Origin of the sequence: Streptomyces sp. KL2 (assembly GCF_046529545.1) — a bacterium.
GTDB classification, from domain to species: Bacteria; Actinomycetota; Actinomycetes; order Streptomycetales; family Streptomycetaceae; genus Streptomyces; species Streptomyces radiopugnans.
On record NZ_CP127170.1, the window covers coordinates 4,457,056 to 4,478,699 of the forward strand.

Below are 21,644 nucleotides of genomic sequence, written 5' to 3' on the forward strand. Positions count from 1 at the left end.
GGCGCGGGGAGGGGCCGTGGCGGCCGGGAGCCGTCAGGCCAGGCCGTAGCGTTCGGCCGCCGCGCGCACCGTCTCCCGCTTGACCTCGCCGCGCCGGGCCAGCCGGTCCAGGGCCGCCACCGCGATCGACTCGGCGTCCACCCCGAAGTGGCGGCGGGCCGCCTCGCGGGTGTCCGACAGACCGAAGCCGTCGGTGCCCAGCGAGGACCAGTCCTGCTCCACCCACGGGGCGATCTGGTCGGGAACCGCCCGCATCCAGTCGCTGACGGCGAGGACCGGGCCGGGCGCGCCGCACAGGGCGCGGGTGACGTACGGGACGCGGTCCTCGCCGTTGAGCTGCGCCGCGTCGCAGGACAGGGCATCGCGGCGCAGCTCGCTCCAGGAGGTGGCGGACCACACGTCGGCGGTCACACCCCAGTCGTCGGCGAGGAGGCGCTGGGCGTCCAGCGCCCAGTGGATGGCGGTTCCCGAGGCCAGCAGCTGGATCCGGGGTGCTTCACCACCGGAGGGGGACGCGGCCGGGACCCCCTCGCGGAAGCGGTACAGCCCCTTGAGGATGCCCTCCTCCACGCCCTCGGGCATGGGCGGCTGGACCTTCGGCTCGTTGTAGACGGTCAGGTAGTAGAAGACGTCCTCCGGCTCCGGCCCGTACATCCGGCGCAGGCCGTCGCGCACGATCACCGCGATCTCGTAGGCGAACGCGGGGTCGTAGTTGAGCGAGGCCGGGTTGGTCGAGGCCAGCAGATGGGAGTGGCCGTCGGCGTGCTGCAGGCCCTCGCCGGTGAGCGTGGTGCGGCCGGCCGTCGCGCCGACGACGAAACCGCGGCCGAGCTGGTCGGCCAGCTGCCAGAACTGGTCGCCGGTGCGCTGCCAGCCGAACATCGAGTAGAAGATGTAGAAGGGGATCATCGGCTCGCCGTGCGTGGCGTAGGAGGTGGCGGCGGCGATGAAGTCGGCCATGGCGCCGGCCTCGGTGATCCCCTCGTTGAGGATCTGCCCGTCGGCGGCCTCCTTGTAGTACATCAGCTGGTCGCGGTCGACCGGCTCGTACGTCTGCCCCTTGGGCGAGTAGATGCCGGCCGAGGGGAACAGCGACTCCATGCCGAAGGTACGGGCCTCGTCGGGGACGATCGGCACCCAGCGCCTGCCGGTCTCCGCATCCCGCATCAGGTCCTTGACCAGGCGTACGAACGCCATGGTCGTGGCCGTCTCCTGCTTGCCCGACCCCTTCTCCAGGGCGGCGAAGGCGCGCTCGGGCGGCTCGGGCAGTGCCGGGACCGGGTGGATGCGGCGGGCCGGGGCGGGGCCGCCGAGGGCGGCGCGGCGCTCGGCGAGGTAGCGCACCTCGGGGGAGTCCGGGCCGGGGTGGCCGTAGGGGACCGGGCCGTCCCCGAAGGCGCTGTCGGGGATCGGCAGTCCGAGCAGGTCGCGCATGCCCTTGAACTCGTCGGTCGTCAGCTTCTTCATCTGGTGGTTGGCGTTCTTGGACGCGAAGCCCCGGCCGAGGGTGTGGCCCTTGACGGTCTGCGCCAGGATCACCGTCGGCGCGCCCTCGTGCGCGAGCGCGGCCCGGTAGGCGGCGTACACCTTGCGGGGCTCGTGGCCGCCGCGCGAGGTGTGGAAGCACTCGACGATCTTCGCGTCGGTCAGCACCTTCGCCATCTCGGCCAGTGCCGGATCGGTGCCGAAGAAGTGCTCGCGGATGTAGGCGGCGTCGCGGGTGGCGTACGTCTGGAACTGGGCGTCGGGCACCTCGCGCAGCTTCCTGACCAGGGCGCCGGTGGTGTCCAGGGAGAGCAGTTCGTCCCAGGCCGATCCCCACAGCGCCTTGACGACGTGCCAGCCGGCGGCGCGGAACTGGGCCTCCAGCTCCTGGACGATCCTGAAGTTGGCGCGGACCGGGCCGTCCAGGCGCTGGAGGTTGCAGTTGACCACGAAGGTGAGGTTGTCCAGGCCCTCGCGCCCGGCCAGGGCGAGGGCGGCCGTCGACTCGGGCTCGTCCATCTCGCCGTCGCCGAGGAAGGCCCACACGCGGCTGCCGGAGGTGTCCTTGATGCCGCGGCCGGTCAGGTAGCGGTTGAAGCGGGCCTGGTAGATCGCCGAGAGCGGGCCCAGGCCCATGGAGACGGTCGGGAACTCCCACAGCCAGGGCAGTCGGCGCGGGTGCGGGTAGGAGGGCAGCCCGTCGCCGCCGGCCTCCCGGCGGAAGTTGTCCAGCTGCGCCTCGGTCAGCCGTCCGTCGAGGAAGGCGCGGGCGTAGATGCCGGGGGAGGCGTGGCCCTGGATGTAGAGCTGGTCGCCGGAGCCGGGGGCCTCGGGGGAGGACTTGCCGCGGAAGAAGTGGTTGAAGCCCGTCTCGTAGAGCCAGGCGGCGGAGGCGAAGGTGGCGATGTGGCCGCCGACGCCGAAGCGGGAGCCGCGGGTGACCATGGCGGCGGCGTTCCAGCGGTTCCAGGCGGCGATCCGCCGCTCCATCTCCTCGTCACCGGGGAAGGCGGGCTCGGCGGCGGTGGGGACGGTGTTGACGTAGTCCGTCTCCAGCAGCGGGGGGAGGCCGAGTCCGGTGCGGCCGGCGTGCTCCAGAGTGCGCCGCATCAGATACGCCGCCCGGTGCGGACCGGCCTGGCGGGCGACGGCGTCCAGGGACGCGGCCCACTCGGCGGTCTCCTCGGGGTCGCGGTCGAGGAGCTGATCGAGCTCGCTTGGGGTGCGTTCGGCGTCGGTCATGGTGTGGCCGCCTTCCGGACAGGACGGGACAAGGGGGTGGGGGTGTCACACCCACTGCCGGACTGTACGCCCACGATCGATGATCGATCAAAGGGTAGGGAGCGAAAAAGTGCCGCAGGAGCGAAATTGGCATTCAGTGCCGTTAATCAGGCACGGGGTGCACACCCCAGGACGTGCTCCTTGACCAGCTCGCCGATACGCGGATCGCGTCCGCGGAAAGCCTCCACGACCGCCTCGTGCTCCTCGGCGTACGACTGCTGCCGGGTGCCCAGCCAGCGGATGGCGAGCGTGGTCCACACTCCGATGCCCAGCGACTCCCAGGTGTGCAGCAGCACGCTGTTCCCGGCCGCGCGCACCAGCTCCCGGTGGAAGGCGACCGTGTGCCGCACCTGGGCCTCGCCGTCCCCGGCGCGGTCGGCCTCGTACAGCCGCGCCACGTGCTCCTCGAGCGCCGAGACGTCCCCGGCCAGGCGGTCGGCGGCCAGCTCGGCCGCGATCTGCTCCAGCCCGGCGCGCACGGGGTAGATCTCCTCCAGATCGGCCGCCGTCAGGTTCCGCACCCGTACGCCCTTGTTCGGCGCCGACTCGATCAGCCGCAGCGCCTCCAGCTCGCGCAGCGCCTCGCGCACGGGCGTCTGGCTGACCTCCAGCTCCACGGCGATCCGCCGCTCCACGATGCGCTCGCCCGGCTTCCAGCGCCCGCGGACGATGCCCTCCACGATGTGCTCGCGGATCTGCTCGCGCAGGGAGTGGACGACGGGCGGGGCCATGGGCGCTCCTTCTCTCTACCTTCTCGAAGGGGGAGGACAACGACGATACGGGCCGTCCACACGGCGGCGCCCCCGCCCGGAGCGGATCCGGTACGGGGGCGCCGACGCACGTGGACCGGTCAGAGACCCAGCTCGCCCTCGAACTCGCCGGCCTCCAGACGGGCCTTGACGTCCGTCAGGTAGCGGGCGGCGTCCGCGCCGTCGACCAGCTGGTGGTCGTAGGACAGGGTCAGGTAGACCATGTCCCGGACGGCGATGGTCTCGCCCAGCTCCGGGTGGTCCACCACGACCGGGCGGCGCACGGTGGCGCCGATGCCCAGCTCGGCCACCTGCGGGTAGTTCACGATGATCGTGTCGAACAGCGCACCGCGTGAACCGGTGTTGCTGATCGTGAACGTGCCGCCGGACATGTCGTCCGGGCTGAGCTTGCCGGTGCGGACCTTGCCCGCCAGCTCCGCGGTCTTCTTGGCGATGCCGGCCAGGCTCAGGTCGCCCGCGCCCTTGATGACCGGGACCATCAGGCCCTTCTCCGAGTCCACCGCGATGCCGATGTTCTCGACGTCGTGGTAGGTCACGGTCCCGTCGTCGTTGATCTTGGCGTTGATCGACGGGTGGGCCTTCAGCGCCTCGGCGGCGGCCTTGACGAAGAACGGCATCGGGGAGAGCTTGACGCCCTCGCGGGCCAGGAAGTCCTCCTTGGCCCGGGCCCGCAGCCGCATGATCCGCGTGACGTCCACCTCGACCACGGTGGACAGCTGCGCCTGGCTGTGCAGCGCCTTCATCATGTTCTCGGCGATGACCTTGCGGATGCGGGTCATCGGCACCGTCTGGCCGCGCAGCGGCGACGGCTCGGCCTTGGCCGGGCCGCGGCCGGCCGGTGCGGCGGCCGGAGCCTGGGCCTGGGCGGCCTGCGCCCTGGCCGCCTCGGCCGCGGCCACGACGTCCTGCTTGCGGATGCGGCCGCCGACGCCGGTGCCCTTGACGGTGGACAGGTCGACGTCGTTCTCGGCGGCGAGCTTGCGCACCAGCGGGGTCACGTAGGCGCCCTCGCCGCCGCCGGCCGGGGCCGCCGGGGCCGGTGCCTGTGCCGGAGCGGGCGCGGGAGCCGGGGCGGCGGGCGCCTGCTGCGGGGCCTGGGCCTGCGCGGGCTCGGGCCGGGCCTGCGGCTGTGCCGGGGCCTGCTGGGGCTGCGCCGGGGCGGCCTGCGGCTCGGGCTTCGGCTCGGGTGCCGGGGCCGGGGCGGGCGCCTCGGCCTGCGGCTCGGGCTGGGCCTGCGGCTCGGGCTGAGCCGGGGCGGGGGCCTGGGCCGGAGCGGCACCGGCGGCGCCGATCACGGCCAGCTTCGCGCCGACCTCCGCCGTCTCGTCCTCGCCCACCACGATCTCCAGCAGGGTGCCGGAGGCGGGGGCCGGGATCTCGGTGTCGACCTTGTCGGTCGAGACCTCCAGCAGCGGCTCGTCGGCCTCGACCTCCTCGCCGACCGACTTCAGCCAGCGGGTGACGGTGCCCTCGGTGACGGACTCGCCGAGCGCCGGCAGCACCACGTCGGTGCCTTCCGCCGCGCCACCCGACGGAGCCGCCTGCTGCGGGGCCTGGGCCTGCGCGGGCTCGGGCTGGGCCTGCGGCTGTGCCGGGGCCTGCTGGGGCTGCGCCGGGGCGGCCTGCGGCTCGGGTGCCGGAGCCGGGGCGGGCGCCTCGGCGGCGGCCGGGGCCTGGGCCTGGGCGGGCGCCTCGGCCGGGGCGCCGGAGCCGTCGTCGATCACGGCCAGCTCGGCGCCGACCTCGACCGTCTCGTCCTCGGCGACCTTGATGGAGGACAGGGTCCCGGAGGCGGGGGAGGGGATCTCGGTGTCGACCTTGTCGGTCGACACCTCCAGCAGGGGTTCGTCGGCCTCGACGTGCTCACCCTCGGCCTTCAGCCAGCGGGTGACGGTGCCCTCGGTGACGCTCTCGCCGAGCGCCGGCAGGGTTACGGAAACCGCCATGGTTTCGGTTGCTCCTAACGAAAAGTGCGAATGGCGTGGTGCTCTCGCGCCCGGGAGGATCAGTCGTGGGAGTGCAGCGGCTTGCCGGCCAGGGCCAGGTGGGCCTCGCCGAGGGCCTCGTTCTGCGTCGGGTGCGCGTGGACGAGCTGCGCGACCTCGGCGGGCAGAGCCTCCCAGTTGTAGATGAGCTGGGCCTCGCCGACCTGCTCGCCCATCCGGTCACCGACCATGTGGACGCCGACCACGGCACCGTCGCGGACCTGGACGAGCTTGATCTCACCCTGCGTCTTGAGGATCTTGCTCCGGCCGTTGCCGCCGAGGTTGTACTTCAGCGTCACGACCTTGTCCGCGCCGTGGATCTCCTTGGCCTTGGCCTCGGTCAGGCCGACGGAGGCGACCTCCGGGTGGCTGTAGGTCACACGCGGCACGCCGTCGTAGTCGATCGGCACGACGTCCAGCCCGGCCAGTCGCTCGGCCACCAGGATGCCCTCGGCGAAGCCGACGTGGGCGAGCTGGAGGGTCGGGATGAGGTCGCCGACGGCCGAGATGGTGGGCACGTTGGTGCGGCAGTACTCGTCCACCAGGACGTAGCCGCGGTCCATGTTCACCCCGGCCTCCTCGTAGCCCAGGCCCTGCGAGACCGGACCGCGGCCGATGGCGACGAGCAGCAGCTCGGCCTCGTACTCCTTGCCGTTGGCCAGGGAGACCTTCACACCGTTGTCGGTGTACTCCGCCTTCTCGAAGAAGGAGCCGAGCGAGAACTTGATGCCGCGCTTGCGGAAGGCGCGCTCCAGCAGCTTGGAGCTGTTCTCGTCCTCGGCGGGCACCAGGTGGGGCAGGCCCTCGACGATGGTGACGTCGGTGCCGAAGGACTTCCACGCGGAGGCGAACTCGCAGCCGATGACGCCGCCGCCCAGGATGACGACGGACTGCGGCACGCGGTCCAGCGTCAGCGCGTGGTTGGAGTTGATGATCCGGTTGCCGTCGATCTCCAGACCCGGGATCGACTTGGGCACCGAGCCGGTGGCCAGCAGGACGTGCCGGCCCTCGTAGCGCTGCCCGTTCACGTCCACCGAGGTCGGGGAGGAGAGGCGGCCCTCGCCCTCCACGTAGGTGATCTTGCGGGAGGCGATCAGCCCCTGCAGGCCCTTGTACAGGCCCGAGATCACGCCGTCCTTGTACTTGTGGACGGCCGGCATGTCGATGCCCTCGAAGGTGGCCTTGACGCCGAAGCCGGCGCTCTCGCGCGCGGAGTCGGCCACCTCGCCGGCGTGCAGCAGGGCCTTCGTCGGGATGCAGCCGTAGTGCAGACAGGTACCGCCGACCTTGTCCTTCTCGATCAGGGCGACGTCCAGACCCAGCTGCGAAGCCCGCAGGGCAGCGGCATAACCGCCGCTACCGCCTCCGAGGATCACTAGGTCGAAAACGGTGCTGGCGTCGTTCGCCACGTCACGTCCTCCATGCATGGGTACGCCGGAGCCGGTCCGTCGGAGACCGGGCGGCTGTATGTTCGGCCGCTTCTTGCTCGGCCCTGTGGGTTGAGCGGGCCCTGTCCTGCCGAGACAACATCTTTGCACTTGTCGGCGGAGAGTGGGACGCCGGGCCGGTGTCCCAGCCCCTCATACCCAGATGAACAGGAGGATTGCGAGCGGGTATGCGTGTCTACCGGAGAGTAGGCCGACCGGGATCGCTCACAGCGAACGCGGCCCGGCCGGAACCGGCCGGAACGCCCGCCGGGGCCCGGGACGCTCTCCGCGTCCCGGGCCCCGGCGGATGGGCGCGGACGGGCCCCGACGGGCGGTGCGCGGGCGGGTCCGCCGCGGCCGCCGGGCCACGGGTCAGACCACGTCCCCCGCCGCGGCGCGCTCGGCGAGGCGGACCAGGGTGCGCACCGCGCAGCCGGTGCCGCCCTTGGGGGTGTAGCCGAAGGGGCCGGACTCGTTGAAGGCCGGGCCGGCGATGTCCAGGTGGGCCCAGGTGGTGCCCTCGGCGACGAACTCCTTCAGGAACAGGCCGGCCACCAGGCCGCCGCCCATCCGCTCGCCCATGTTGGCGATGTCGGCGATTGGCGAGTCCATGCCCTTGCGCAGGTGGCCGGGCAGGGGCATCGGCCACGACGGCTCGCCCGCCTCGGTCGCGCTGTCGTGGACGGCCGTGCGGAAGGCGTCGTCGTTGGCCATCACGCCGAACGTGCGGTTGCCCAGCGCCAGCATCATCGCGCCGGTCAGGGTCGCCACGTCCACCACCGCGTCCGGCTTCTCCTCGCACGCCCGGGTCAGGGCGTCGGCCAGCACCAGGCGGCCCTCGGCGTCGGTGTTGAGCACCTCGACCGTCTTGCCGCTGTACATGGTCAGCACGTCGCCCGGACGGGTCGCGGTGCCCGACGGCATGTTCTCCGCCAGCGCCAGCCAGCCGGTGACGTTCACCCGCAGGCCGAGGCGGGCGGCGGCGACCACGGCGGCGAAGACGGCGGCGGCGCCGCTCATGTCGCACTTCATGGTCTCGTTGTGGCCGGCCGGCTTGAGCGAGATGCCGCCCGAGTCGTAGGTGATGCCCTTGCCGACCAGGGCCAGGGTCTTCTTCGCCTTGGAGTGGGTGTAGGACAGGCGCACCAGGCGAGGCGGGTTCGCCGAGCCCTGCCCGACGCCGAGGATGCCGCCGTAGCCGCCCTTGGCCAGCGCCTTCTCGTCCAGCACCTCCACCGTCAGCCCGTGCTCCTTGGCCGCGCTCTGCACGGCGGCGGCGAAGGACTTGGGGAACAGGTCGTTGGAGGGGGTGTTGACCAGGTCGCGGGCGCGGTTGACCTCCGCGGCCAGCACCTCGGCCCGCTCGGCGGCGGCCTTGTGGGCCTTGTCGCGGGGCTTGGCGCCGAGCACGGTGACCTCGGCGAGCGGGGCGTTCCTGTCGCCGTCCCCGCCCTTGCCGCCCTTGCCGCCCCTGCCCTTCCCGGCGCTCTTGGAGCCCTTGGCGTTCTTGTCCTCCTTGCCGCGGTACTCGGTGAAGGAGTAGGCGCCCAGCAGCGCGCCCTCGCAGACGGCGGCCAGGGACGCCTCGTCCCCGGCGGGCAGGGCGAAGCCGGCCTTCTTCCGGCCGGCCAGCGCGCGGGCGGCCGCACCGGCCGCGCGGCGCAGCGCCTCCGGGTCGTACGGCCCGTCCCCCTCCGGGGCGTCGCCGAGCCCGACCGCCAGCACCAGGTCAGCCTTCACACCGTCCGGGGCGGGCAGCTTGGTGACCTCCCCCTCACCGCCCGACGCGCCGAGGGTCTCCAGGACGCCGGCCAGAGAGCCGCCGAACGCCTGGTCCAGGGGCTCGCCGCCCGGAGCTACCACGGGCCCGTCCGGACCCTTGGCCACACCGACGACGACGGCGTCCGCGCGCAGCGTCGCGGCGGACGAGGAACTGAGAGTGAGAGCAGACACAGTGGTGGGAATCCCTCTTCCGATGGGCAAGCCGAGTGGATGTGCACGGCTTCGAGCACGGGCCGAGCCTACGTCGCGGCCCGGAGGGCCCCGCCGTCGGCTCCGGGCGGTGGGTCGCGCGTACCGCCCGGAGCCGACGGCGGGGCGTGACGGAAGCACGGACCGTCCCGCGGAATTCTCCGAGGGGCGCTAACCCAGCGCAAGCACCACCAGGCAGGCGGTCAGCGCGGTTTCGCCCACCGCGCCGAAGACGTCGCCGGTCACCCCGCCCAGTCTGCGGCGGCAGCGGGCCAGCAGCAGGTGCGCCGCGCCCAGCGCCAGGACGACCGCCGCGGCGCACCGTACGGCCCCGTACGGGCCCCACAGCGCCCCCGCGCCCGCCGCCGCCGAGGCCACCGCCGCGCAGGTCAGGGCCGCGCTCCGCAAGGGCACCGCCCCGGCCACCGCCGCGCCCAGCCCCCGGGGCGGGCCGCCGGGACACCCTCCCGGGCGGCGAGCGTCAGCGCGGCGCGCGCGGTCACCGCCGAGGCGGTCACCGCGACCGCGCCCCACGCCCAGCCGGCGGCGTACGCCCCGGCCACCGCCGCGACCTGGGCGAGCAGCACCAGCAGCAGGGTGACCACCCCGAACGGGCCGATGTCGGAGCGCTTCATCACCTCCAGCGCGCCCTCGGCCGGACGGCCGCTGCCCAGACCGTCGGCGACGTCCGCGAGCCCGTCCAGATGCAGGCCGCGCGTCAGCACGGCGGGCACCGCGACGGTGGCGACCGCCGCGAGCAGCGGCGAGGCGCCCAGCAGCAGCGCGGCGCCCCCGGCGGCGGCCGCGCACAACCCGGTCACCAGGCCCACCAGCGGGGCGCAGACCATGCCCGCGCGGGCCGCGGGCCGGTCCCAGCGGGCCCCGGGGACCGGCAGCACGGTGAGCGTGCCGAAGGCGAAGCGCACCCCGTCCCGCAGGCCGGCGGGCGGCGGGGCGGCGGACGGCGGAACCTGTGGCGGCTGCGGACCCTGTGGCGGCTGCGGGACGGTGTCCACCGGCTCTCCTGCGTTCTCCCTGCGAGAGGACCGCCGGCCTCGCCCGGCGGTGGGATCGCCCCGGCGTGGCCGAGGGGAGGCCGCCCGGTGCGCGGTGGCCCGCGTTCCTCCCCGGGCGGGGCGCGGAGGACCACCGGGCGGCAGGCTACCGGTGGTCCCGCGCGCCCACCGCGCGCGGGCGGACGCCGTACGGTCAGGTGACGTCGGGCATCGGCGCGGCGCCGGAACGGCCGGCGTCCGGCTCCGCCGCGGCGTCCTCCCGCTCGCGGCGCACCGGAAGCTCCGCCGCCAGCGCGGCCGCTGCCCGGACCAGGGGGAGGGCGAGCAGCGCGCCGGTGCCCTCGCCCGCGGTGACGCCGTGGTCCAGCAGCGGGTCGAGCGCCATCCGGTCCAGTGCCTTGGCCTGCGCGGGCTCGCCGCTCGCCGAACCGGCCAGCCACCAGTCCGGCGCCCGGAACGCCACGCGCTGGGCGACCAGCGCGCACGCGGCGGAGACCACGCCGTCGAGGATCACGGGGGTGCGGCGCACGGCCGACTGGAGCAGGAAGCCGGTGATCGCGGTCAGATCCGCCCCGCCCACGGTCGCCAGCAGCCTCAGCTGGTCCCCCAGGACGGGCCGGGCGCGGCGCAGCCCGTCGCGGATCGCCGCGCACTTGCGCATCCAGGCGAGGTCGTCGATGCGCCCGCCGCCGCGGCCGGTGACCACGGAGGCGTCGGTGCCGCACAGGGCCGCGACCAGCACCCCGGCCGCCGTGGTGCCGCCGACGGAGAGGTCGCCCAGGACCACCAGGTCGGTCCCGGCGTCGGCCTCCTCGTCGGCGACGGCCATCCCGGCCCGGAAGGCGCGCTCGGCCTCCTCGGCGGTCAGGGAGTCCTCGACGTCCAGCCGCCCGCCGGAGCGCCGCACCCGGTGGCGGGTGACCTCCTCGGGCAGCTCGCCCGGGTCGCAGTCCAGCGACATGTCGACGATCCGCAGCGGCACGTCGAGACGGCGCGACAGCACCGCCACCGGACTCGTGCCGTCCAGGGCGGCGCGTACCAGGGCGTGCGCGCCCCCGGCGGGCCGGGCGGAGACGCCCAGTTCCGCCACCTTGTGGTCCCCGGCGAACAGCACGGCCTTCGGCCGCGAGACCGGCTCCACGGGAACGCGGCCCTGCGCCGCCGCCAGCCACTCGCCCAGTTCGTCCAGCCGGCCCAGCGCCCCGGCCGGCAGACCGGTGCGGGTGCGCCGCTCCTCGGCGTCCCGGCGGACGCCGCTGTCGGGACGCTCGATGAGGTCGCCGAAGTCGTCGAGGTTCAGGCTGCCGTCGCTCATGGGGCCGACACTACCGTCCCCCGCACGGCCCCTGACCGGCGCTCAGCCGCGCAGCGGCAGGGCCGTACCCGCCGTGACCAGCAGGACGTGCTCGCACTCGGCAGCCACCGCCGCGTTCAGCCGGCCCAGCTCGTCGCGGAAGCGGCGGCCCGCGGCGGTGGCGGGCACCACCCCCGAGCCGACCTCGTTGCTGACCGCCACCACCGTGCGGGAGGCGGCGCGGAAGGCCGCGACCAGTGCGCCGGTCCGCTCCGCCAGCGCGCGGGGGGCCTCGCCGCTCCTCCAGCGGTCGTCGTCCCAGGCCCCGGCGCGGTCCATCGCGTCGGTCAGCCACAGGGCCAGGCAGTCGACCAGCATCGGCGGGGCGTCCTCGGCGGTGAGCAGCGGCACCAGGTCGCAGGTCTCGGCCGTGTGCCAGGAGGGCGGGCGGCGCTCCCGGTGGGCCGCCACCCGCACCGCCCACTCCCGGTCGCCGTCCCGGGTGCCGCCCGTGGCGACGTACAGCACGTCAGGGAAGGCCGCCAGCCGGCGCTCGGCCTCGGCGGACTTGCCCGAGCGCGCGCCGCCCAGGACCAGCGTGCGCCGGGGCAGATCGGGGACCGCGCGGTAGTCGCCGACCACCACCGTGGCGCCGTCCGGCTCGGTACGGGCCCCCGCGGCGGCCAGCCTCCGGTGCAGTTCCGGGCCGGGCGGCACGTCGTGGTCGATGTGGACGGCCAGCACGTCCGTGGTCGGGCCCACGGCCCCGGCCGCCCGCAGCCGGGCCAGCGCGTCGGGACGGCCCAGGACGTCCATCAGCACCAGGGCGTACGGCGCGGGCGAGCCGCCGGGCGGCAGGCCCGCGGGACCGGCGCCCGGCGGCAGGTACAGCAGGCGCTCGCCGTCGGGCCCGCCGACCTCGTACCCGGTGCCCGGCGCGTCCAGCGCCACCGCCCGCACCCGGTGGCCGCTGATCAGCGTCAGCCTCCGCCCGTCGGGCACCCGCACCGGCGCGGGCAGCCCGGCCGGGACCTCCGGCGCCGGCCCCTGGTGGGGGTGGGACAGCAGCACCTGCCGCACACCGTGCAGGGAACCGCCCGCGCGGGCGGCCGCCAGGGCCGCGCCGGGGGTCAGGTCGAGCAGCAGGACGCCGTCCACGAGCAGCGCGGTCGCCGCCCGCGCGTCCGCACGGGCGGCGGTGGCGCAGGCCGCGCAGGGACAACCGGGCCGGGGGAGGCCGGCGGGGGCGCCGGTGCCGAGCAGAGTCAGTTCCACGGCACGATCGTCTCGCGCCCGCCGGGCCGCCGCGCGAGGGGGGGCGGGGCCGGTCCGCGCGGATCGGCCGGGCAGGGCCTACTCTGCCGACAGCGGGACAGGATTACGGAACGTACGGCGGCACCCGGTGCGGTACGGCACGGGGACGGGCCGCCGGCAAGGGACGGACAAGGGACAAGGGGAGGCGCACATGGCGTGGACGTGGCGGTTCGAGAAGGCCGACGGCACGGAGACGGAACCGGCCGTGCGGCCTGAGGAGTTCTCCACCCAGGGGGACGCGGAGAGCTGGATCGGCGAGACCTGGAGGGAACTGCTGGAGGGCGGCGTCGAGCAGGTGACGCTGCTGGAGGACGGCACGGTGGTCTACGGGCCCATGAGCCTGAGCGCGGCCGAGGAGGCCTGAGGGCCCAAGATCCGGCGGGGCCGTCCCGTCAGCGCTCGCCCAGGGTGATCGCGGCGGTCCGCTCCCCGCCGTCGCGCCGGTAGACGGCCTTGACCTCGTCACCCGGCTCGTGCGAGGCCAGCGCCCTCGCCAGCGCGGTGGTGTCCGGGGTCTCCTCGCCGCCGAGTTCGACGACCACGTCGCCCGCCCGGAGCCCGGCCTCGTCCGCCGCGCCGCCGTCCTCGGTCTCCACGATCGCGACCCCGGCGGGCCGGTAGTCGTCGCCCAGGACGGTGCGCACCGTCGCCTCGATCGCCGCCTCGTCGGAGTCGACCACCTCGCCGTGCTCGATCATCTGATCGGCCAGGTGCCGGACGGTGTCGGAGGGGATGGCGAAACCCAGGCCCGGCGCCGTGCCGCCGCCCCCGTCCGGGGAGCGGGCGGCCAGGGTGGGCACGCCGATGACGCGGCCGGAGAGATCGACCAGCGCACCGCCGCTGTTGCCCGGGTTGATCGGGGCCGAGGTCTGGATCAGGTTGCCGATGGTGGTCTCGGCGCTGCCCTCGCTGATGGAGCGGCCGGTGGCGGAGACGATCCCCTCGGTGACGCTGGAGGACAGTCCCAGCGGATTGCCCATGGCCAGGACGATCTGGCCGACGTCCAGCTCACCGGAGTCCCCGAAGGTCGCCGGGCGAAGGTTGCGGGGCGGGTCGGTGAGCTTCACCACCGCCAGGTCCTCCTCCGGGTAGCTGGCGACCAGTTCCGCGTCCAGCTCGTCCCGTCCGGTGGCCATGGTGATCCGGAACCGCTCGGCGTCCCCCACCACGTGGGCGTTGGTGACGATGTGGCCCTCGCCGTCGTAGACCACGCCCGAGCCCAGCCCCTGCCCGGTGGTGACCTGGACGACGGACGGCAGGACCTGGTCGACCACCTGCTGGAAGGAGTCCTGCAGATCCTCGGCCGTGGCCGGCACGGGGACGGTGGCACTGGGCGAGGGCGAGGCGTCGGCACCGCCGGAGGAGTCCGGGCCGGTGCAGCCGGCGAGCAGCACGGCGGCCGCGCACAGGGCGGCGGCGCCCGCGCGGTGCCCGCCGCGCAGAGGGGAACGGGTCATGGGAACGAGTGCTCCCTTCGCAGGTGTCCGCCGGTCCGCCGCGGTCCGGGCACGGTCAGGCGGTGCTCGGCCGCAGGGCGTCCGCGTTCCCCCCGGAAGCCGCCGGAAACCGCGACGCGGCCGGCGGCCGCACGGATGTGCGCGGGGCCCGGAGGCTCAGCCGCGTACGGCGCACAGGTGCAGCAGTGCCGCCACCGCGCGGTACGGGTCGGTGCGTCCGGCCCGCTCCTCGGCGGCCAGCAGCCGCTGCCCGGCCTCGCCGCCGGGCAGGGCGGTGCCCTCATCGGTGAAGACCCGCACCCCGTACCACCGGTGCACCGGAGTGCTCATCCCGGCCAGGGTGGCGGTCAGCGCCTCGCGGCGCAGGGCGCGCCCGGCGGGGCCGGGCGGGGTGAGACGGTCCAGGGCTCCGGCCCAGTCGCCGGCCAGCCCCGGCCGCATGGCCGCCGCCTCGGTGTTGGGCACCAGCAGCGACAGCAGCCCGCCGGGGGCCAGCACCCGGCCCAGCCCGGCCAGCAGCGGGCCCGCCTCGTCGCCGGGGGCCAGGACCCCGTGGCAGAGCACCACGTCGAAGGAGCCGGGCAGGAAGTGCGCGCCGGTGCTGCGGCTGTCGCCGGAGACGACGCGCATCCGCTCCCGTATGCCCGCCGGCTCCCCCTCCAGGCTCCGGCGTACGGCGTCCGCCCGCCCGGGGCCGGACTCCAGCCCGGTCACCTCGTGCCCGGCGCGGGCCAGTGCCAGCGCCTGCCGCCCGTGGCCCAGCGCCACGTCCAGGACGCGCAGCCGCCGCCCCACGGGGAAGCGCGAGGTGATCTGCTCCTCCAACTGCCGGGCGACCAGCTCATGCCCCACGGCGTCGTCGCCGCGCAGGCCGTCGTGGGATGCGTCCGCGTGGTGCTCGTCGTCTCGTACGGCTGTGTCCATCGATGGGTCCGTCGGTGGTCCGTCGGTGCTCCGCCGGGATTCCTGTTCCGCTCCGCGCCCGTCAGCGGCGCGGAGCCTCGCCGCGGGCGATCTGCGGCTTGGGCAGCCGCATACGGCGCATCTGGAGGGTGCGCATCAGCGCGTACGCCACCGCGCCCCGCCGGTTCTCGTCGGGGAAGCGCTCGGCCAGGGCCTTCTTCAGCCGGAAGCCGGTGAGGACGGAGTCGACGACGATCATCACGATGACGCCCATCCACAGCAGCAGGGAGGCGTTCTTCACCTGCATCGACGGCATCATGCTCAGGATCAGGATGACCACGGCCAGCGGCAGGAAGAACTCCGCGACGTGCCACTTCGCGTCGACGAAGTCGCGGGCGTAGCGCCGCACCGGGCCGCGGTCGCGGGCCGGCAGGTAGCGCTCGTCGCCGCCGGCCAGGGCCTCGCGCTGCCGCGCCAGTTCGGCGCGGCGGGCCTCGCGGGCGCGCCGGGCGGCCTCCTTGCGGTCGGCCGGGGGCTTGGCCACGGCACGGCGCAGCGCCTCGGCCTCGCTGCGCTTGGGCGTGGGGCGGCCCTTGGGGGCCTGCGGGTCACGGCGCTGCTTGGTCAGCTCCGCGCTCTCCCTGGGGGGCGCGGCCTGCTCATCACGAGAACGGCTTCGGAACACAACGCCAAGAGTACGGGGCGACCAGGTGTGACCCCCACCCCCACGGGGAACGATCCGGCAACGGCGGGTCGCCGTACCCCCTGCTACTTCCTGGGCGGGAGAAACACCGTTCGCCGATCGTCCTGGAGGAGGAGCACATCCGGGTCCGAACAGTGCGGTAATGGAAGCAGGGCCCGTAGGGTGGGACCTGTCGGTGTGCGAGGTTCAGTCCGTCTTCGAAGGGGGCGCGCGAAGCCCATGAGCGGTGTCATGAAGCGTATGGGGATGATCTTCCGCGCGAAGGCCAACAAGGCCCTGGACCGGGCCGAGGATCCGCGCGAGACGCTCGACTACTCCTATCAGAAGCAGCTCGAACTGCTGCAGAAGGTGCGCCGCGGGGTCGCCGACGTCGCGACCTCCCGCAAGCGGCTGGAACTCCAGCTCAACCAGCTGCAGGGCCAGTCGGCCAAGCTCGAGGACCAGGGCCGCAAGGCGCTCGCCCTCGGCCGCGAGGACCTGGCGCGCGAGGCGCTCTCCCGCCGCGCCGCCCTCCAGCAGCAGGTGACCGACCTGGAGCAGCAGCACCAGACGCTCCAGGGCGAGGAGGAGAAGCTCACCCTCGCCGCCCAGCGTCTCCAGGCCAAGGTCGACGCCTTCCGCACCAAGAAGGAGACCATCAAGGCCACCTACACCGCCGCCCAGGCCCAGACCCGCATCGGCGAGGCCTTCTCCGGCATCTCCGAGGAGATGGGCGACGTCGGCCTGGCCGTCCAGCGGGCCGAGGACAAGACCGCGCAGCTCCAGGCCCGGGCCGGGGCGATCGACGAACTGCTCGCCTCGGGAGCCCTGGACGACCCCAGCGGACTGGCCAAGGACGACATCGCGGCCGAGCTGGACCGCATCTCCGGCGGCTCCGACGTGGAGCTGGAGCTCCAGAGGATGAAGGCCGAGCTGGCGGGCGGCACGAGCGGCGACCGGCAGGCCATCGAGGGCGGGCAGGACCAGGCCGCACAGCCCCGGCAGCAGCCCCAGCAGGCGCCGCAGTCGCAGGACGCCCCCCGCTTCGACAAGCAGTAGCGGCAGCGGTACGCCGGGGGCATCACCCCCGGCGTACCGGGCACCCGGCCCCCGGGAAGCCCGGAAGGAGATCGTCGTGATCGTACGGATCATGGGGGAGGGGCAGGTCAGGCTGGACGACAGCCATCTGCCCGGCCTGAACGCACTGGACGACGAGCTGCTCCACGAGATGGAGCACGGTGACGAGGCGGGCTTCCGCCGCACCCTCAACGCCCTGCTGGACGCCGTGCGTTCGCTGGGCACGCCGCTGCCGGACGACGCCCTGGAGCCCTCGGAGCTGATCCTGCCCGAGCCCGGCGCCACGCTGGAGGAGGTGCGCACCCTGCTGGGCGAGGACGGCCTCTTCCCCGCCGACGCCCCCGCCTGAGGGGGCCGGGGACCCTGCGGGGCCGCGCGTTCCCCTAGCGGCCGCCGCCGCGGCGGCGGCCGCTACGGGAACGCGGCGGAGGGCACGTACGGCGACGGCGGCCGCATCCCGCGCAGGCCCACCCAGCCGGCGGTGCCCGGCTCCAGTCCCGCGGCCAGCCCTACGTCCAGCGCCCACTGCTGCTCGGCGGTCAGGCCCTCGATCCGCACCCGGCGGCCCTCGCCCGCCACGCCCAGGGCGGCGGTCAGCAGCCGGGTGGCCAGCCGCCGCGAGGTCGCGCCCAGCAGCTCCACCCGGACCTCGGGGCCCTCGGTGAGATAGCAGTAGCCGCTGCCGGCGAAGTCGTCGGTGACCAGCAGCCTGGCGTGGCGCGGCAGCTCCTCGTGGTCCGGTCCGTGGGCGCCGCCGCGCAGCCGCCGGTCCACCGAGTCCATCAGGTCGCGGTCCCCGGGCCCGCCCTCGGCCACCGCCCCGTCGGGGGCGGGGAGTGAGACGGTCGACACCTTGCCCGTCAGGCGGGTGGCCGGGTGCAGTTCGAAGCCCGCCCGGCGGCAGACGCGGGCCGCGACCGGATGGGGCGGTACGAGGGCGATCCCGCGCAGGCAGCCGCGGCCGTACTCCAGCGCGCGCTTCAGCAGGGCCCCGCCCACGCCCCGGCCCCGCGCCTCGGGCAGCACGGCGAGCAGCGACAGACCCCAGGTGCCCTCCCGCCGCGCGGACAGGACGACCCCGACGGGGCGCCCGGCGGCGTCCTCGGCCAGCCAGCAGCCGCCGGGATCGGTACGGGCCAGATGGCGGGCGTGGTGGAGGCGGCGGACGGCGGGGGCGGGCAGCGGCGCGTCCCCGGGCGGCGGAGCGCAGGGGGACGGCGGTGCCAGGAGGGCGGCGTCCGCGACGAAACGCACGGCCTGCGCGTCGTCGTCGCGGTCGCGTACCGGGCGCAGCAGCATGCCGACCATCCTGGCCGACCGCGCCGCGCCCGGTCACACGAGCCGCCCGGACTCCCCGGGCATCACGGCCCGGGATCACGGCCCGGGGATCACGGCAGGGCGAGCATCCGCTCCAGGGCCAGCTTGGCGAACTTCTCGGTCTCCGGGTCGACCTGGATGCGGTTGACGACCTTGCCGTCTGCCAGCGACTCCAGCGCCCACACCAGATGGGGCAGGTCGATCCGGTTCATGGTCGAGCAGAAGCAGACCGTCCGGTCGAGGAAGACGACCTCCTTGCCCTCGGGGGCGAAGCGGTTCGCCAGCCGGCGCACCAGGTTGAGCTCGGTGCCGATGGCCCACTTGGAGCCGGCCGGAGCCGCCTCCAGGGTCTTGATGATGTACTCGGTGGAGCCCACGTGGTCGGCCGCCGCGACGACCTCGTGGCGGCACTCGGGGTGCACCAGCACGTTGATGCCGGGGACGCGCTCGCGCACGTCGTTCACCGAGTCCAGCGTGAAGCGCCCGTGCACCGAGCAGTGGCCGCGCCACAGGATCATCTTCGCCGCCCGCAGCTCCTCCGCGGTCAGGCCGCCGTTCGGCTTGTGCGGGTTGTAGACGACGCAGTCCTCCAGGGACATCCCCATGTCCCGCACCGCGGTGTTGCGGCCCAGGTGCTGGTCGGGCAGGAACAGCACCTTCTCCCCGCGCGAGAACGCCCAGTCCAGCGCCCGCCTGGCGTTGGAGGAGGTGCAGATGGTGCCGCCGTGCCGTCCGGTGAAGGCCTTGATGTCGGCCGAGGAGTTCATGTACGAGACCGGGACGGTGGAGTCGGCGACGCCCGCCTCGGTCAGCACGTCCCAGCACTCGGCGACCTGCTCGGCGGTGGCCATGTCCGCCATCGAGCAGCCCGCGGCCAGGTCGGGCAGGACGACCTGCTGCCGGTCGGAGGTGAGGATGTCGGCGGACTCGGCCATGAAGTGCACGCCGCAGAAGACGATGTACTCCGCCTCCGGACGGGCGGCGGCGTCCCGGGCGAGCTTGAAGGAGTCGCCGGTGACGTCGGCGAACCGGATGACCTCGTCGCGCTGGTAGTGGTGGCCGAGCACGAAGACCTTCTCGCCCAGCCGCTCCTTCGCCGCGCGGGCGCGCTCGACCAGGTCCGGGTCCGACGGGGAGGGCAGGTCGCCGGGGCACTCCACTCCGCGCTCGCTCCTCGGGTCGGAGTCGCGGCCGAGGAGGAGCAGGGCCAGCGGGGTCGGCTGGACGTCCAGGGCGTCCCCGGGGGTGGCCGGGGCGGGGGCGGAAGACGGGGCGGTGTTCACGGCACGCACCCTTTCATCGGCTCAGCGGGTCTTTTCGTCGGATTGACGTTATCTATCATAACCGCTTCACGTCATATTGACGATGCCGATCGCGTCAGTGTGACGCATCCCCGCCTCCGTGCGGCCGGCCGCGTGTGAGGAAGTGACCGCCGGGCACCGGGTGTGCGAGCATGAAAGACGCAAAGACGTGCCCGGCCTGGAATGAAACCGGGAAGCCGCCTGTTGAGCAGGCGGCAGAGCAGTCCGTACAACCCGGGAGAGAAGCAGATGTCCGTATCGGACGAGACCGCTGTGACGACTGACGGAATCATCCTGTCCGACGCCGCCGCGGCGAAGGTCAAGAGCCTGCTCGAACAGGAGGGCCGCGAGGACCTGGCCCTGCGCGTCGCCGTTCAGCCCGGCGGCTGCTCCGGCCTGAGGTACCAGCTCTTCTTCGACGAGCGGTCGCTGGACGGCGACGTCGTCAAGGAGTTCGACGGTGTCCGCGTCGTGACCGACCGGATGAGCGCCCCCTACCTGGGCGGCGCCTCCATCGACTTCGTCGACACCATCGAGAAGCAGGGCTTCACCATCGACAACCCGAACGCCACGGGCTCCTGCGCCTGCGGCGACTCCTTCAGCTGAGCCGCCCGCCGGCAGCCGCCGGCGCACACGACACGCCGAAGGCGGCGGTCCCCCGATCCGGGACCGCCGCCTTCGGCATGCCGCTCCGGCCCGCCCGCTCACTCCTCCGGAGCGCCCTCGGGCAGCCGCTCGCCCTCCTCGTCGAGGATCTCGCGGTCGCCGACCGGCTCGTCGAGCTCCACCTCCACGGTCATGTCCTTGGCGACCATCACACAGGCCCTGCCGGGCTCCCGGGGCTCGCCGGTGATCCGCACCGTCACCTTCCCGGCGCTCTCCTCGGCGCTCGCGCGGTACTCGTCGCACACCCCGCCCCAGAAGTGGACCGTGAGCGTGCGGTCCTTCGGCCCGTACTCCTCGACGTAGGTGGCGGTCCTGATCCGCTCCTCGGGCCGCGGCCCCGGCCCGCCCGGCGCGGAGGTGGGCTCGTCGCCCCCGGAGGAGGGCGGCGCCAGGAACTCCGGCTCCACCGCCGGGTGGACCACCGTGTGCGCCTCCGCGCCCTGCGGCGCCACCTCGAACAGCCAGGAGGGAACGAGCAGTTCGCGTCCCTGCGAGGAGTACGCCGACAGCCCGAACGCCGCCCCCGTCACCTCCACCGGCTCACCGCCCCCGGCCGGGCCGCAGGGCTCGGCCCCGCCCGGGCCGCCCGGCCGTTCCGGATCGCCGTCGGCGGGCGGGACGGCCGGGACGTCCTCCGGCTTCCCGGCCCCCGGCCCGGCGGTCCCCGGCTCCGCCCCGCCCTTGCGCGGCGGCTCGGAGCACTTCAGGCCCAGATCCACCCGGCCGCCGCGCTCGTTGAGCGAGGCCAGGGTCTCCTCGGCGTCCATGACCGGGTACTCGGCGCCCCCGGCGGCCTTCGCCAGTCCGATCGCCCGCCCGTTGCCGCCGGCCAGCGCGCCCTTGTGGCCGACGCTGATCTCGGTCGTCCAGCCGTGGACGGGCAGCCCGTCCTGCCGGGGCTCGACGCGTACGATCCGCAGCCCGCCCCGCTCCTGTCCGGCGTCCACCTCGGCGTCATCCAGGCCGAGGGCCTCCACGACGGGACGGGCCGCCTCCTTCGCCTCCTTCTCGGAGACCTCCCCGGCCATCAGCGGCACCGCGCCGGTGAACGACCAGGCGCCGGAGGCGGCGTCCACGGTGAGGTTCCTGTCCTCGCCGCCGACCGTCCAGGCGCCGTCCTTCCCGCGGACCTCGCCGCGCACCTCCAGCGCCTTCGCCAGCTCGGCCACCTTCTCCTCGCCCACCTTCCCGGCCGGCCGGTAGGCCGGGGCCGAGGCGGGGCCGCCGGGGAGGGGCCCCGACGCCTTGTAGACCGGGCCGCCGGGGGCCGGCTCACCGGGCGCGATCCCGCGCTCCGGCGAGGCCGCGCGGTCCTGCCCGTAGCCGTCCAGGACAAGCGGCAAGGGCCTGTCCCGGTCGCCCTGCCGGGCCGCGTCCGAGGCCCCGCCGCTCCCGGCGGTCGAGGCCCAGTAGGCGCCGCCGCCTCCGGCCAGCAGGACGGCGAGGGCCACCGAGACGGTCGTCAGCCCGCGTCGCCGGGTTCGGGTGGGTTCCGGGGTGTGGTCGGCGCTCACCGCATCGCTCCTTCGGTTCCGTGCACCGTGCGTCCGCATGCCGCGCGTACCTGGTGCCTGTCTCTCCACCGTGCGCCGATGGGACGGGAGAGGGCCGCGGACGGTTCCACCGGCGCGGCCGTGAGGGGAGCGGGGGGGCAGGAGGACGGGAGGCAGGGGCGGGCGGGAACGGCGCGAGCGAGGA

At 74.5% G+C, this 21,644-nt stretch carries 17 protein-coding genes and 1 pseudogene; 4 read left to right on the forward strand and 14 right to left on the reverse strand.

Annotated elements, in window-relative coordinates; genetic code table 11:
• Nucleotides 1–33 precede the first annotated feature (33 nt).
• The 8 genes and pseudogenes from aceE to QPK52_RS20075 all read right to left on the reverse strand — a co-directional run bounded on the left by aceE (nucleotide 34) and on the right by QPK52_RS20075 (nucleotide 12,504).
• Nucleotides 34–2,727, reverse strand: a complete 2,694-nt coding sequence (aceE, locus tag QPK52_RS20040) for a pyruvate dehydrogenase (acetyl-transferring), homodimeric type (protein ID WP_410538846.1) — start codon at nucleotides 2,725–2,727, stop codon at nucleotides 34–36.
• Nucleotides 2,728–2,873: 146 nt separating this feature from the next.
• Complete coding sequence (locus tag QPK52_RS20045; protein ID WP_410538847.1) at nucleotides 2,874–3,497, reverse strand: GntR family transcriptional regulator; 624 nt, start codon at nucleotides 3,495–3,497, stop codon at nucleotides 2,874–2,876.
• 119 nt (nucleotides 3,498–3,616) lie between these two features.
• The gene (gene sucB / locus QPK52_RS20050) at nucleotides 3,617–5,482 is read right to left on the reverse strand and encodes a 2-oxoglutarate dehydrogenase, E2 component, dihydrolipoamide succinyltransferase (protein WP_410538848.1); all 1,866 of its coding nucleotides are present in this window, start codon (nucleotides 5,480–5,482) and stop codon (nucleotides 3,617–3,619) included.
• Nucleotides 5,483–5,541: 59 nt separating this feature from the next.
• A complete protein-coding gene (gene lpdA, locus QPK52_RS20055; protein WP_177213846.1) occupies nucleotides 5,542–6,930 on the reverse strand; it encodes a dihydrolipoyl dehydrogenase in 1,389 nt (462 codons plus the stop codon).
• A 390-nt stretch (nucleotides 6,931–7,320) separates the two neighbouring features.
• A complete protein-coding gene (locus QPK52_RS20060) occupies nucleotides 7,321–8,901 on the reverse strand; it encodes a leucyl aminopeptidase (protein WP_410538849.1) in 1,581 nt (526 codons plus the stop codon).
• A gap of 189 nt (nucleotides 8,902–9,090) precedes the next feature.
• Nucleotides 9,091–9,857 (reverse strand): annotated as a pseudogene (locus QPK52_RS20065) (adenosylcobinamide-GDP ribazoletransferase).
• A gap of 271 nt (nucleotides 9,858–10,128) precedes the next feature.
• Complete coding sequence (locus QPK52_RS20070; protein ID WP_410538851.1) at nucleotides 10,129–11,250, reverse strand: nicotinate-nucleotide--dimethylbenzimidazole phosphoribosyltransferase; 1,122 nt, start codon at nucleotides 11,248–11,250, stop codon at nucleotides 10,129–10,131.
• A 42-nt stretch (nucleotides 11,251–11,292) separates the two neighbouring features.
• Entirely contained in the window at nucleotides 11,293–12,504 is a 1,212-nt protein-coding gene (locus QPK52_RS20075) for a bifunctional adenosylcobinamide kinase/adenosylcobinamide-phosphate guanylyltransferase (RefSeq protein ID WP_410538852.1), read from the reverse strand.
• Between the two features lie 190 nt (nucleotides 12,505–12,694).
• Here QPK52_RS20075 and QPK52_RS20080 point away from each other — a divergent pair, with 190 nt between their 5' ends.
• Entirely contained in the window at nucleotides 12,695–12,907 is a 213-nt protein-coding gene (locus QPK52_RS20080) for a hypothetical protein (RefSeq protein ID WP_093655094.1), read from the forward strand.
• Between the two features lie 28 nt (nucleotides 12,908–12,935).
• Here the strand turns inward: QPK52_RS20080 and QPK52_RS20085 are convergent, their stop codons facing one another.
• The 3 genes from QPK52_RS20085 to QPK52_RS20095 form a co-directional block, all read right to left on the reverse strand.
• Nucleotides 12,936–14,000: a S1C family serine protease gene (locus QPK52_RS20085; RefSeq protein ID WP_410538853.1), complete on the reverse strand. Its 1,065-nt coding sequence runs from the start codon at nucleotides 13,998–14,000 to the stop codon at nucleotides 12,936–12,938.
• Nucleotides 14,001–14,156: 156 nt separating this feature from the next.
• Nucleotides 14,157–14,924 (reverse strand): class I SAM-dependent methyltransferase, encoded by a 768-nt coding sequence (locus tag QPK52_RS20090; RefSeq protein ID WP_410538854.1) that lies wholly within the window; start codon nucleotides 14,922–14,924, stop codon nucleotides 14,157–14,159.
• A gap of 61 nt (nucleotides 14,925–14,985) precedes the next feature.
• Nucleotides 14,986–15,588 (reverse strand): DUF3043 domain-containing protein, encoded by a 603-nt coding sequence (locus QPK52_RS20095; RefSeq protein WP_093655100.1) that lies wholly within the window; start codon nucleotides 15,586–15,588, stop codon nucleotides 14,986–14,988.
• 249 nt (nucleotides 15,589–15,837) lie between these two features.
• Here QPK52_RS20095 and QPK52_RS20100 point away from each other — a divergent pair, with 249 nt between their 5' ends.
• Both QPK52_RS20100 and pspAA read left to right on the forward strand, forming a co-directional pair.
• Entirely contained in the window at nucleotides 15,838–16,644 is an 807-nt protein-coding gene (locus tag QPK52_RS20100) for a PspA/IM30 family protein (RefSeq protein WP_410538855.1), read from the forward strand.
• 76 nt (nucleotides 16,645–16,720) lie between these two features.
• Nucleotides 16,721–17,011 carry a PspA-associated protein PspAA gene (gene pspAA / locus QPK52_RS20105; protein WP_410538856.1) on the forward strand — a complete coding sequence of 97 codons (291 nt, stop codon included), beginning with the start codon at nucleotides 16,721–16,723 and terminating at the stop codon, nucleotides 17,009–17,011.
• A 62-nt stretch (nucleotides 17,012–17,073) separates the two neighbouring features.
• Here pspAA and QPK52_RS20110 read toward each other — a convergent pair whose 3' ends face one another.
• Nucleotides 17,074–17,961 (reverse strand): GNAT family N-acetyltransferase, encoded by an 888-nt coding sequence (locus tag QPK52_RS20110; RefSeq protein ID WP_410538857.1) that lies wholly within the window; start codon nucleotides 17,959–17,961, stop codon nucleotides 17,074–17,076.
• A gap of 89 nt (nucleotides 17,962–18,050) precedes the next feature.
• Nucleotides 18,051–19,271, reverse strand: coding sequence for a quinolinate synthase NadA (nadA, locus tag QPK52_RS20115; RefSeq protein WP_410538858.1), 1,221 nt, complete (start codon nucleotides 19,269–19,271; stop codon nucleotides 18,051–18,053).
• Between the two features lie 258 nt (nucleotides 19,272–19,529).
• Here nadA and erpA point away from each other — a divergent pair, with 258 nt between their 5' ends.
• Nucleotides 19,530–19,886 (forward strand): iron-sulfur cluster insertion protein ErpA, encoded by a 357-nt coding sequence (gene erpA, locus QPK52_RS20120; protein WP_093655108.1) that lies wholly within the window; start codon nucleotides 19,530–19,532, stop codon nucleotides 19,884–19,886.
• 98 nt (nucleotides 19,887–19,984) lie between these two features.
• Here erpA and QPK52_RS20125 read toward each other — a convergent pair whose 3' ends face one another.
• Entirely contained in the window at nucleotides 19,985–21,460 is a 1,476-nt protein-coding gene (locus QPK52_RS20125) for a hypothetical protein (protein WP_410538859.1), read from the reverse strand.
• Between the last annotated feature and the right edge of the window lie 184 nt (nucleotides 21,461–21,644).